Annotated in this window: 10 protein-coding genes; 6 read left to right on the forward strand and 4 right to left on the reverse strand. The window is 64.2% G+C overall.

The genetic code is table 11. From position 1 onward, the window contains the following. The first annotated feature begins 86 nt into the window (after window positions 1-86). The 5 genes from GRB80_RS07110 (at window position 87) to GRB80_RS07130 (ending at window position 4,116) form a co-directional block, all read left to right on the forward strand. Window positions 87-617, forward strand: a complete 531-nt coding sequence (locus GRB80_RS07110) for a CMD domain-containing protein (RefSeq protein WP_161423056.1) — start codon at window positions 87-89, stop codon at window positions 615-617. Beyond that, complete coding sequence (locus GRB80_RS07115; protein WP_132042064.1) at window positions 614-1,192, forward strand: peroxidase-related enzyme; 579 nt, start codon at window positions 614-616, stop codon at window positions 1,190-1,192. The genes GRB80_RS07110 and GRB80_RS07115 overlap by 4 nt, the downstream gene beginning before the upstream one ends. 65 nt (window positions 1,193-1,257) lie before the next feature. Further along, window positions 1,258-2,247, forward strand: coding sequence for a TRAP transporter substrate-binding protein (locus GRB80_RS07120; protein WP_161423057.1), 990 nt, complete (start codon window positions 1,258-1,260; stop codon window positions 2,245-2,247). Window positions 2,248-2,308: 61 nt separating this feature from the next. After that, entirely contained in the window at window positions 2,309-2,821 is a 513-nt protein-coding gene (locus GRB80_RS07125) for a TRAP transporter small permease (protein WP_161423058.1), read from the forward strand. Beyond that, a complete protein-coding gene (locus GRB80_RS07130) occupies window positions 2,818-4,116 on the forward strand; it encodes a TRAP transporter large permease (protein ID WP_132042061.1) in 1,299 nt (432 codons plus the stop codon). The genes GRB80_RS07125 and GRB80_RS07130 overlap by 4 nt, the downstream gene beginning before the upstream one ends. A 181-nt stretch (window positions 4,117-4,297) precedes the next feature. On the opposite strand, the gene GRB80_RS07135 is transcribed toward GRB80_RS07130, so the two are convergent. The 4 genes from GRB80_RS07135 to GRB80_RS07150 form a co-directional block, all read right to left on the reverse strand. Continuing rightward, window positions 4,298-4,945, reverse strand: coding sequence for a DsbA family oxidoreductase (locus tag GRB80_RS07135; RefSeq protein WP_161423059.1), 648 nt, complete (start codon window positions 4,943-4,945; stop codon window positions 4,298-4,300). A 106-nt stretch (window positions 4,946-5,051) separates the two neighbouring features. Next, window positions 5,052-5,639, reverse strand: a complete 588-nt coding sequence (locus GRB80_RS07140) for a peroxidase-related enzyme (RefSeq protein ID WP_161423060.1) — start codon at window positions 5,637-5,639, stop codon at window positions 5,052-5,054. Between the two features lie 109 nt (window positions 5,640-5,748). After that, window positions 5,749-8,865 (reverse strand): DEAD/DEAH box helicase, encoded by a 3,117-nt coding sequence (locus GRB80_RS07145; RefSeq protein WP_161423061.1) that lies wholly within the window; start codon window positions 8,863-8,865, stop codon window positions 5,749-5,751. A 181-nt stretch (window positions 8,866-9,046) separates the two neighbouring features. Beyond that, window positions 9,047-10,546, reverse strand: coding sequence for a CoA-acylating methylmalonate-semialdehyde dehydrogenase (locus GRB80_RS07150; protein WP_161423062.1), 1,500 nt, complete (start codon window positions 10,544-10,546; stop codon window positions 9,047-9,049). Between the two features lie 253 nt (window positions 10,547-10,799). On the opposite strand from GRB80_RS07150, the gene GRB80_RS07155 reads away from it, so the two are divergent. Next, window positions 10,800-11,747, forward strand: coding sequence for a LysR family transcriptional regulator (locus tag GRB80_RS07155; protein ID WP_161423063.1), 948 nt, complete (start codon window positions 10,800-10,802; stop codon window positions 11,745-11,747). The last annotated feature ends 24 nt before the right edge of the window (window positions 11,748-11,771 follow it).

Genomic DNA, 11,771 nt, shown 5'->3' on the forward strand with positions numbered 1-11,771 from the left:
CGCTCGGTGAACCACTGCCCCGTGAACGATTGTCCAGTGAGCCTTTCCCCAGTGAATCATTGCCCCGTTATCGACAAGGAGTCGTCATGACCTCTTCCTTTAACGCCGCGGACTCGACCCCGCAGCACGTACTCGAGCAGGCCGCCGGCGTCGCGACGGCCCAGGGCCCGCTGGGCGACGCCCTGGCACGGCGCCAGGCGCTGATGAGTCGCACCCAGGCCTCCTACGAGGCCGCCCTGCTGCCCGAGGATCCGGGCGGGTTGTCACACGCCGAGCGCGCCGTGCTGGCCTGCCGCATGGCGCGGGTCTGTCAGCAGGCCGGGCTGACCGAGCACTACGCCGCCCTGCTCGCCGAAAAGGACGCCGCTGACGAGCTGGCCGCGCTGGCCACGCCCGGCGCCCAGCCTCCGGCGGAGGACGCTCGGCTCACGGCCATCGTCGCCTATGTGGACCTCGTCACCGAGTCGCCCCGCGATGCCAGCCCCGAGGATATCCAGCGCCTTCAGCAGGCCGGCATCGCCGAAAGCGATATCGTGCGCCTGGCGGGCCTGGTCGCCTTCGTCAACTACCAGCTGCGCGTGGCCGCGGTGCTGGCCGTGATGGGAGAGCCGACATGAGCCGTGTGATCCGCAAGTTCACCACCCGTGTGCCCCAGTGGCGTCCGCACCTGACCCCGGTGGATCTCGACAATGCGACCCCGGCCCAGCGTGAGGCCCTGAAGGAGACCCCGTCGAATACCAAGGTCTCCGACTATGTGCTGGTGCTGGCCCACGACCCCGAGTCGCTGCGCATTCGCACGGCGCTGTTCAACGGCATCATGTATGACCCCGACGGCCTGTCTCGTGCCGAGCGAGAACTGGGTGCCGTGGCCGCCTCGTTCGTGAACCGCTGCATCTACTGCGCCGCGGTGCACGCCCAGCGCTACAACCAGCTGACTGGCGATGATGCCGTGATGCAGGAGATCTTCTTCCACGGCGAGAAGGCCCGGCTCGACCCCCGCCAGCAGGCCATCCTGCGCTTCGCGGTGGGCCTGTCCGAATGCCCGCCGAAGGTCGGCGCCGATGACATCGCCAGCCTGCGCGAGGCCGGCCTCGACGAGCTGGAGATTCTCGATCTGACCCTGGCGACCACCCTGTTTGGCTGGGCCAATCGCCTGATGCACACCCTGGGCGAGCCGGTGGCCGCCCGCTGAGAAACAACAACACCCGCGCCGGCCTGCCGGCGCACTCCCCACTGACGACCAATGGAGCCCCTCTGATGGCCATAACAACACGTCTCACCCAGCTTACCCTGCTCTCCGCCGCCACCCTGCTGGCCGCCTCCCCCGCCCTGGCCCAGAAGCTGCGCCTGGCCACCGTGGTCAGCGCTCCTCATCCCTGGGTCGATGCCGCCGAGGCCTTCAAGGCCGAGGTCGAGGAGGCGACCGACCAGCGCATCACCGTCGACATCTTCCCCGGCGGCCAGCTGGGTAACGACCAGACCGTGGTCGACGAGATCCGCATCGGCACCACCGACATGATCATCGGCGGGGTGCAGAACATCGCCCCCTACGTGCAGGACTTCGAGATCTTCAGTCTCAACTACCTGTTCGACGACATGGACGCCTTCCGCGCGGCGACCGCCCCCGACTCGGCGGTATTCGCTCACTTTGCCGAAGAGATGGAGAGCACCGGTACCGGCCTCAAGCTGCTGGCCCTGACCGGCGGCGGCACCCGCAACCTGAGCACCAACACCGGGCCGGTCACCGAGCCGTCCGACCTGGATGACGTCAAGATGCGCATCACCGGCTCGCAGCTGGACGCCAAGATGTGGCAGGCGGTGGGTGCACTGACCACCTCGCTGCCCTGGACCGAGATCTACACCGGCATGCAGACCGGGGTCATCGGTGCCTTCGAGAGCACCATCAGCGGCTTCTACTCCAGCCGGCTCTACGAGGTGGCGCCCTACCACGCCAAGACCGAACACCAGGTGATGATGAGCCACTTCTCCATCGGTGAGCGCAGCTTCTCGCGCCTCTCCGAGGAGGACCAGGCGATCGTGCTGGCCGCCGCCCGGCGGGCCGGCGAGCTGGGTACCGAAAAGGGGGTGGAGTACGACGCCGCCCTGATCGACACCCTGAAGGAGCAGGGCGTGACCGTCACCGAGGTGGACAAGCAGGCCTTCATCGATGCCAGCGTACCGCTGCATGACGAATATGCCGCCGAGCGTGGCGTGTCCGACCTGCTGACACTGATTCGCGAGCTGTAACAGTGCCGACACGGCCGCGGCATGCCGCCGCGGTCGTGTCGTTTCGGGAGAGCAACACGACATGCGGCGACTCAACAACCTTATCGAAACCCTGTTCCTGCTGGTGAGCGGGACCCTGTTCGCGGTCTTCATCACCACCATTCTGTATCAGGTACTGGCACGCAACTATCTGAAGATCTCGGTGGCCTGGTCCGACGAGGTGGCCATGGCCTGCTTCATCTGGTCGGTCTTCCTGGGCGCCGCGGTGGCACTACGCCGGCGCAGCCACTATGTGATCGAGATGCTGCCCCCTCGCTTCGCGATCACCAATCGGGCCCTGCGCCTGTTCGGCGGCCTGGCCTGCCTGCCGCTGATCTATGTGCTGGTGGTCCACGGTCAGATCCTCACCGACATGGGCTGGGGGCGCCGCTCGGTATCGCTGGGCACCCCCATGGCCTACGTCTTCATGGCGATGCCGATCGCCGGCGTGGCCATGGCGCTGTTCTCCCTCGAGGTGCTCCACGAGGATGTTCGCGCCCTGATCGGTCGACCCGCCTCGCCGTCCACCACAGCCGAGGAGAGCACCTGCTCATGAGTCCCATCGTCACGCTTATCGCCAGCTTCCTGCTGCTGATCGCGCTGAGCGTCCCCATCGCCTTCGCCATCGGCCTGGCCTCCATCATCACCATCTGGCAGCTCGATATTCCGCTGACCTCGGTGGTCAACCAGATGTTCGCCAGCATCAACTCCTTCCCGCTGCTGGCGGTCCCCTTCTTCCTGCTGCTGGGCCGGCTGATGAACGACGGCGGCATCACCGATCGTCTGCTGCGCTTCGCCGACAGCACCGTCGGCCATATCCGCGGCGGCCTGGGGCATATCAACGTCATGGTGTCGATGATGTTCGCCAGCCTCTCCGGCTCGGCGGCCGCCGACACGGCCAGCGTCGGCGCGGTGCTGATCCCGGCCATGAAGAAGGCCGGCTACCCCTCGCCATTCGCGGTAGCGCTGACCGCCGCCTCCTCGGTGCTGGGCGGCATCATCCCCCCGTCGATCCTGATGGTGATCTACGGTGCCTTCGGCAACGTCTCGGTAGGCGCGCTGTTCCTGGGTGGCGTGGTACCGGGGCTGCTGATCGGACTGGCCCAGATGGGCTACGCCTACAGCGTGGCCCGGCGGCTGAATCTGCAGGCGGAAAGCGAGTTCTCGCTGCGCCAGGTCGCCCGCACCGGTCTGGTCGCCGCCCCGCCGATGATCCTGCCCATCGTGGTGCTGGGTGGCATCACCGCCGGGGTGTTCACCGCCACCGAGGCGGCCTCGGTGGCGGTGCTGGTGGGCCTGCTGCTGGCGGTGGTGTTCTACCGCGCCATCCGCCTGCGCGCCCTGCCCGGCATCCTCGCCGAGTCGGTGATCGCCTACTCGCTGCCGATGTTCGCCGTGGCCGCCGCCGGCATCATGGGCTGGCTGATCTCCTATCTGGGCATTGCCGACGAGGTGGCCCGCTTCATCCTCTCGGTCACCGACGCTCGCATCGGCATCATGTTGATGATCATGGCCTTCATGTTGATCATCGGTACCGTGCTCAGCCCGGTCACCGCGGTGATCATCTTCCTGCCGATCATTCAGAGCATCTGCGTGGCCGCCGACATCAACCAGATCCACATGGCGCTGATCGTGATCCTGTCGCTGACCCTGGGCCTGGTGACGCCGCCCTACGGCATCTGCCTGCTGATCGCCAGCCAGATCGGCGAGGTCTCCACCCCCAGAGCCTTCGTCGCCATCCTGCCGTTGATCGGGCTGGTGATGCTGATTATTCTGGCCGGCATCCTGATTCCGGACCTGTTCCTGATCCTGCCCCAGACGATCATGCCCGAGGCATTCGGCGGCCGCTGAGCCCCGTCCTGCGGCACCCGTAAAACCAGCGACGCCCTGCCGGTCATCCCCGGCAGGGCGTCGTTTCCTTTACGAGGCAGCAGATGCCGAGACAGTTACCGGAATGGGTACCGGTGCTGACCGGTTGCTGATAAGACCGTCACCTCATGGCCTTGGCGGTGAGGTGGCCTGACCTGGCCGACTAAGGCGACTCCGCGGCGATCTCCTGCAGCGCGCTCACCAGTGTTTCTGGCTCCTGAGCCCCGGCAATCAGGTACTTCTCGTTGATAATGTAGGCCGGCACGGACGAGACACCGGCATGTTGATAGCGGGCCTCATCCTCGCGCACGGCATCGGCATACTGCGCCGACTCAAGCACTTCCCGGGCGCCTTCCGGCGCCAGCCCCGCGGCGTTAACACAACGGACAAGAATCTCATGGTCCGAGACATCTTCCGCCCTGCCGAAATAGGCCTCGAACAGCGCCTGCTTCATGGCGGTGGCCTCGCCCTGCTCACCGGCCCACTTCACCAACCGGTGGGCATCGAAGGTATTGCAGGAGCGTCGCTCCTGGAGCTTCGCGAAGTTGATGCCGAGCTCCTTCGCGATGGTCATCATCCGGCCCTGGCTCGCGCGCATCTCCTCCTCGCTGCGCCCATACTTGCGCGCCAGCGCCGACAGGATCGGCTCCCCCTCTCCGCTCTGCTCAGGATTCAGTTCGAAGGCATGCCAGCGAATCGTGAACGCGAACTCTGACGCCAGCCGCTGCATGGCCAGCTCCAGCCGAGCATAGCCGATGGCACACCAGGGGCAGGCAATATCCGAAACAATATCTATATCGATCTTCTTCATGACCGTCACACCTCCAATAACTGATTGTTCGCCCGGTATATGACCCTTTTCGACGATTAGCCTACCAGCCTATACATCGCGCCAATCAATTATTGGAGTTCGCGGCCTACTTCTCCCGCGGTACCCGCCCCATCAAATAGAATTCCTCGTTGGGAGGCGTCCCGGTCAGGGTGACCAGGCGGTTGGAGAGGCCGAAGAAGGCGGCGACGGCGCCGATGTCCCAGATATCGTCGTGGGTAAAGCCCGCCGCCTTCAGGCGAACCTCCCACTCCTCGGTCAGCTCTCCCACCTCCAGGCTGCAGTGCATGGCGAAGTCGAGCATGGTGCGATGCCGCTCGCTGATCGGCGCGGTGCGATGGTTGATCGCCACCTGATCCGCCAGCAACGGATCCTTGCTGTAGATCCGCACCAGGGCACCGTGGGCCACCACACAGTAGAGGCAACGATTGCGGGCGCTGGTGGCCACCACGATCATCTCCTTCTCCGCCTTGGTCAGCGTATCGGACTCACGCTCCATCAGGGCGTCATGGTAGGCGAAGAAGGCGCGGAACTCGGCCGGACGATGCGCCAGCATCAAAAAGACATTGGGCACGAAGCCGGCCTTCTCCTGCACCGCCAGGATGGCGTCGCGAATATCCTCGGGCAGGTCGTGGATCGATTCCGGAACGGGGAAACGGCTGATTGCGTTGGTCATGGTGAGTGGTGAGTCCTGGTTTGTGGTTGTTGTCGCCTCGCTCACGATATCAGCTTACGTCAACGTCAACACGCCTGCCAAAGTCGCATGCGGCTTGTTGAGGCCTCGGCTACGCCGGCCTCGCCTCCTCAAACATCCCGGCCGGCATGGGGTGAGCCAGTTCCCAGGTCATGGCGATGGGCCGGTCCCCCTGAAGGCTCGTCAATGCCTTCGCTGGCCCCAGGAAGATAAAGGGTGCCGTCTCGCCCTCGATTCGCTTGGTCAAGCGTGCGAAGAAGAGGATGGTATAGCCACGCTCTTGAAAATGAAGGTAGTTCTGCCCCGTAGAACTAAGCTGCGTGGTGTTCGACTGGCTCTCCCAGTGAAGTAGTGTACGGCTGATGGGGTAGTCGCGATAACGCGTCGTGGGGGAAAAATCGCTGTCATCCTTCTGGAAGGTCACCAGGTGGATATAGGCGTGAATCTCCTTAGCATGGATCACCCCCACGCCTGTCGAGCCCGGCCTCTCCAAGCTTGCTAGGCCAAGTGCTGCCTTGATTTCTGCCATCCCGTAGGCGCCATGCAATAGCAGCCCACAGTCGAACGGAAGGTCATTAAGGGGACGCAGCGGTACCTGCTGGTGGCCGCGACGCCAGGCAGCCACTTCGGCGGCATCTGCCGCCACACTGGGGTTATCACGCCACTTGTGCAGCGACTGCTCGAGAGTGTCGACGCCCACCAGGCCGCCCTTCCTTCCCCACAGCAGGTAGTGCAATGCCGTCTGTTGCGCGGTGTCGTAGCGCCCTAGCGCTTCCTCGACGCCCTCGGGTTGCCCCAGGGTTTCGATGGCCGTGAGCAGTTCGGGGTCGCTACGCAGTGCGATACGCGGCAACGATTTGCGCGCCTGATCGAGATCGGGGTCCTCGGGCATCGCTCGCCGCTCCGCCAACGCCTTCCACTCGGACCAGCTACGGCGTGACAGCACTTGGACAGGCGTCAGCCCGGTCGCCTCCAGAAAGCGTCCGAAGGTGAGCGGCTGCCCCACCTCTTCCGACCAGGTGCGCAATGTCTCGGGAATAAAATGGTTAAGGTCGGCCAGTACCGAGCGGATTTTGCCAAGCACTCGCTCTCGCGCCACCCGCTCGAGCTGAATGCTGCAGCCGGGCGGCAGGCTGGGAAAGTCGGCTTCCACCTCTCGATCCAGGCGCTGGCGCCGTCCGGTTAGCAAGGCCGTAAACCGGGTATCCAGTCGGTAGCGTCGATGGGTTTGCCCAACGAAGTCCAGGACGGTAAGGCACTCTTTACCTAGCGCATGACGGAGTCCACGACCCAGCTGCTGCAGAAACACCGTCAGACTCTCGGTAGGACGCAGGAACATCACCAGGTTGATATCGGGAACATCGACCCCTTCGCTCAGTACATCGACGGTGAAGAGAAAGGGGAGTTTTCCTTCGCGGAACTCGCGCAGTCGCTCGGCGCGCAGCTCGGCCGGCGTGTCACCAACAATCACGGCGGCCCGGTACGCTCCGCCCAGCCGATTGAAGCACTCCGCCATATACTCGGCGTGGCGTACCCCGGCACAGAATCCCACTGCGCGCACACCTTGCAGGTCGGGCTGATAACGCGACAAAGCCTGTACAACGGTATCCACCCGCTGCTTGGCACGGAAGTCGTGTCCGGTCAGCAAGTTCTCCAGCTGCCGAGCATCATAGCGGCCATTGCGCCACAGGGAGTCATCGCTGAGATCGACGCTATCGCTGACCCCGAAGTAGTGAAAGGGACAAAGCAGCTTCTCTTCCAACGCTTCTGGCAGACGAATCTCGGCGGCAAAGTCGCCATCGAAGTCCGGCAGGATGCTGCTTCCATCCATTCGTTCGGGCGTCGCCGTCAGTCCCAACAGCACCCTAGGATCAAGCTCTTCGAGAAGTGCCCGATAGCTGCTGGCGGTCTCATGATGGGCCTCGTCGATCACCACATAGTGGAAGTGGTCGGCCCCCAATGACGCCCATGGCCGCTGTCTGTTCAGCATTTGAACCGAGGCAAATAAATGACGATGTTCCGTCGGCACGTAGCCACCGACCCAAAGCTCACCGAAGTTCTGATCGCGAAGCACGGTGCGGAAGCAGGAGTGAGCCTGCTCCAGGATCTCCTTGCGATGGGCAACGAATAGCAGAGGCACCTGACGCCCCTCTCGCTCACAGACCCGCCGATAATCCAGCGCCGATATCACCGTCTTGCCGGTGCCGGTGGCCGCGACTACCAGATTTCGATATGAGCCGCGCTGGCGTGCGGCTGCCAGGGCCTCCAAAATCCGTAACTGAAAAGGCCGAGGCGTAATCTCGGCGAAGAAGGTTGCCCCGCTACGGTCGCGTTCTTTATGAGCCGCGATCGCACGCCGAAACCGCGGAAAGTCCGCTGGGGTATAGGCTTCGAACTCGTCGCTTTCCCAGTAGGCGGCAAACTCTGCCTCGAAGCGCTCAAGGACATGGGCCATATCCTGTGCGGTGACCTTGACGGTCCACTCCAATCCCTGGGTCATCGCCGAATGGGACATGTTGGCGGAACCGATATAGGCGGTCGAATACCCACTTGCACGTCGGAAGTGATAGGCCTTGGCGTGCAGTCGCGTGCCACCGGTATCGTAGGAGACACGCACGGTGACATTGGGCTGCTGGGTCAACCACTCCAGCGCCGTCGGGTCACTGGCCCCCATATAGCTGGTGGAGATCAGGCGAACCGGTATATTACGATCGGCCAGGCGCTCGAAGGCGGGCATCAACAGCCTTAACCCCGACCACTTAATAAACGACACCAGGATATCGACGCCATCGGCCGTGGCTATTTCGGCGCGAAGTTCGTGCTCCAAGGGCGGGTCATGTCCCAGCCCGGTCAACAGAGCACTGGTCGCCAATGGCGTAGCCGGTCGGGGCAGACGCTGGGCTCCCTGCACCAGCTCGCCAAGCACCGGCTTATCCGTCTCCAGCAGTTTCTTTCGGGCCAGATAGTCGAGACCATCGGTGGCCGATATCAGCTCGATAAGGCGATTAACAAGTGGAAGGCGATGGTCGTCATCGACGATTCGCAAGGCTTGCTGAAGCAGCCGGCCGAGGAACTGAGCGTAGGCGTGGGGAGCCGTCTCATCATCGAGTTTCCGCAACACTGGCTTGAGATCAGGCTGCGCCTCCAGCTGCTCCCTGAGTTCTTCATCGAGAAGCCGCTCATAGAGCCCTTCCGGTAACCGTTCCATGGTGTTCCTCTCCCTGCCCTATCGACGCCACCCAGGGTAGCAGCAATAGAGCGCTACTAGTGATTATGGCGACCCTCTCGGCGGGACAGGACATTGCTAGATTCGCGGCCACCCCGTGGTCCTAAACGCAAGCGGCCCCGCCTCTTTCGAGACGGGGCCGCCGTTCACTGCGCCGAAAGGATCAGCCCAGAGAGATGGTGCTGTTGATGCCGCTGGAGACGTTCTCCGGCTCGTACCAGCGTGCGGTGACGGTCTTGGTCTGGGTCCAGAAGGTGATGGCCTGCTTGCCGTTGGGGCCCAGATCGCCGAGCTTGGAGGCACGCGAGCCGGTGAAGCTGAAGTAGGCGACCGGCACCGGGATCGGCACGTTGATGCCGATCTGGCCTACATCGATATCGGTCTCGAAGCGTCGCGCCACCCAGCCGGAGTTGGTGAAGATCGAGGTGCCGTTGCCGTTGGGGTTGGCGTTGATGAACTCGATCGCTTCGTCCAGGGTCTCGACGTTGACCACGCAGAGCACCGGTCCGAAGATCTCCTCACGATAGATGGTCATCTCCGGGGTCACGTCGGCGAACAGGGTCGGACCGACGAAGTTGCCGTTCGGGTAGCCTTCCACCTCATAGCCGCGGCCATCGACCACCAGCCTGGCGCCCTCCTTCTCGCCGGCAGTGATCAGGCGCTCGACACGCTCCTTGGCCTGGGGCGAGACGAGCGGACCGAGATCGGCGTCGGTCTGGGTGCCGGGGCCAACCTTCATGTTGCGGGCGCCCTCGACGATATCGTCCAGCCACTCGCGCGCCTCGCCCACCAGCACCACCACGGAGTTGGCCATGCAGCGCTGGCCGGCGGCACCGAAGGCGGAGCCCAGCAGGTTGTTGATCGCCTGGCTGCGGTTGGCATCCGGCATCACGACACAGTGGTTCTTGGCGCCCATCATCGACTGCATGCGCTTGCCGGCGGCCGCGGCGCGGTTGTAGAGCAGCGAGCCCACGTGGGTGGAGCCGATGAAGGAGAGCGCCTTGATGTCCTGGTGGTCGGCGATCTGGTTGGCCACGTCCGGGCCACCGTGAACCACGTTGAGCACGCCGGCCGGCACGCCCGCCTCGTGGGCCAGTTCGACGAGACGCATGGAGGAGCTGGGATCCTGCTCGGAGGGCTTGAGCACGAAGGTGTTGCCGGTGGCGATGGCCAGCGGGAACATGAAGCAGGGCAGCATGATCGGGAAGTTGAAGGCGGTGATGCCGGCGCCCACACCCAGCGGCTGGTGCATGGTGTAGACATCCACCTCGTTGGCGGCATTCTCGGCCAGCTCGCCCAGCTGCAGGGAGGTGATCGAGCAGGCGTGCTCGACCACCTCCAGGCCACGGCCCACTTCGCCGACGGCATCGGGCAGGGTCTTGCCGTGCTCTTCGGTGATCAGCGCGGCCAGCTCATCGGTATGCTCGCGGATCAGCGCCTGCAGCTTGAGCATGATGCGCATGCGCTTGCCGAGCGGCACCTTGCGCCAGGTCTTGAAGGCCTCCTTGGCGCTGGCCACGGCACGCTCCACCTCCTCGGCGGTACAGAACGGTACCCGTGCCACCACTTCCTGGGTCGCGGGGTTGACCACATCGCGCCACTCCTGGCTGGCGGACTGGATGGGCTGGCCGTCGATGTACATCGGGATTTCGCGGACTGACATGGGCGTGCTCCTCGGGATTGTCGCTACCGGCATCGGGTCGTGCCGGCGTCATGCTGTGGCTGGCGGAGGAAGGCTTGTCGTTGTGGGCCGCATCAACGGCCGTTGCCATCATCCGTTTTTAGACTTTGTGTGTAGAAATACACGCAAGTTGATGAAGATGAGTCTATCCAGAGGTCGCATGGCGTGACAACGGGTACTCGGGCACATTGCTTGTGCATTAATGCACAAGCAAGCCATGCGACGGGGAGCCATCATGCTCGACTGGCACGACATCCAGATCTTCCTCGAGGTCGCCCGCAGCCAGCGGCTTACCGATGCCGCTCGACGCCTGGGCCTGGACCACTCCACCCTGTCGCGGCGCACGCGGCGCTTCGAGCAGAAGCTCAACACCCAGCTCTTCGAGCGCAGCACCCATGGCTATCACCTCACCGAGGCCGGCCAGCAGCTGCTCGCCCACGCCGAGGAGATGGCCCGTCACGCCTTCGAGGCCGGCGAGAGCCTGACCGACAAGAACCACCAGATCAGTGGTCAGATCCGCCTCGGCGTGACCGAAGGCTTCAGCACCTGGGTGATCGCCCCCCTGCTCTCGGCCTTCTGCGAGCGCCATCCGGGGATCACCCTCGATCTGCTCGCCCTGCCGCGGGTGGTCAATCTGAGCCGCCACGAGGCAGACCTGGCGATCACCGTGGAGCGCCCGGTCAGCCCGGGCCTGGTGATCTCGCGGCTATGTGACTATCGCCTGCGGCTCTATGGCAGCGAAGGCTATCTGGCCCGCCACGGCACGCCACGGCATCTCGCCGAGCTGAGTGCCCACCGCCTGGTGGGCTATGTCGACGACCTGATCTTCAGCGAACAGCTCAGCTATCTGGAGCCGCTGCTCGAGCCGTCGGCCATCGGCAAGCCGCCCCACTTCGCCATGCGCAGCACCAGTGTGACCACCCAGCACGCCGCCTGCGTCCACGGCGCGGGGCTCACCATCCTGCCCTGCTTCATGGCCAGCACCACACCCTCCCTGTGTAACGTGCTGGAGCAGGAGGTCGCGGTGGACCGCCAGTTCTGGATCACCGCCCGCCAGGAGCAGCGCCGGCTGGCCAGGGTGCGCCTGCTGTGGGATTACCTGCGCGGGGCGCTGGAGGCCAACCGCGCCTTTCTGATGGGGGAGGCGAAGGAGATGGTGATCCCCGCGACCGACGCCGGCTGAGGCGCCTTGCCATGGGGCTGCGTC

This window comes from Halomonas icarae, from assembly GCF_009901955.1.
GTDB classification, from domain to species: domain Bacteria; phylum Pseudomonadota; class Gammaproteobacteria; order Pseudomonadales; family Halomonadaceae; genus Halomonas; species Halomonas icarae.

What these genes read in the sequence shown, in the direction of transcription:
- GRB80_RS07110 (WP_161423056.1), top strand. Translation starts at nt 87, where the DNA reads ATGACCTCTTCCTTTAACGCCGCGGACTCGACCCCGCAGCACGTACTC.
- GRB80_RS07115 (WP_132042064.1), top strand. Translation starts at nt 614, where the DNA reads ATGAGCCGTGTGATCCGCAAGTTCACCACCCGTGTGCCCCAGTGGCGT.
- GRB80_RS07120 (WP_161423057.1), top strand. Translation starts at nt 1,258, where the DNA reads ATGGCCATAACAACACGTCTCACCCAGCTTACCCTGCTCTCCGCCGCC.
- GRB80_RS07125 (WP_161423058.1), top strand. Translation starts at nt 2,309, where the DNA reads ATGCGGCGACTCAACAACCTTATCGAAACCCTGTTCCTGCTGGTGAGC.
- GRB80_RS07130 (WP_132042061.1), top strand. Translation starts at nt 2,818, where the DNA reads ATGAGTCCCATCGTCACGCTTATCGCCAGCTTCCTGCTGCTGATCGCG.
- GRB80_RS07135 (WP_161423059.1), bottom strand. Translation starts at nt 4,945, where the DNA reads ATGAAGAAGATCGATATAGATATTGTTTCGGATATTGCCTGCCCCTGG.
- GRB80_RS07140 (WP_161423060.1), bottom strand. Translation starts at nt 5,639, where the DNA reads ATGACCAACGCAATCAGCCGTTTCCCCGTTCCGGAATCGATCCACGAC.
- GRB80_RS07145 (WP_161423061.1), bottom strand. Translation starts at nt 8,865, where the DNA reads ATGGAACGGTTACCGGAAGGGCTCTATGAGCGGCTTCTCGATGAAGAA.
- GRB80_RS07150 (WP_161423062.1), bottom strand. Translation starts at nt 10,546, where the DNA reads ATGTCAGTCCGCGAAATCCCGATGTACATCGACGGCCAGCCCATCCAG.
- GRB80_RS07155 (WP_161423063.1), top strand. Translation starts at nt 10,800, where the DNA reads ATGCTCGACTGGCACGACATCCAGATCTTCCTCGAGGTCGCCCGCAGC.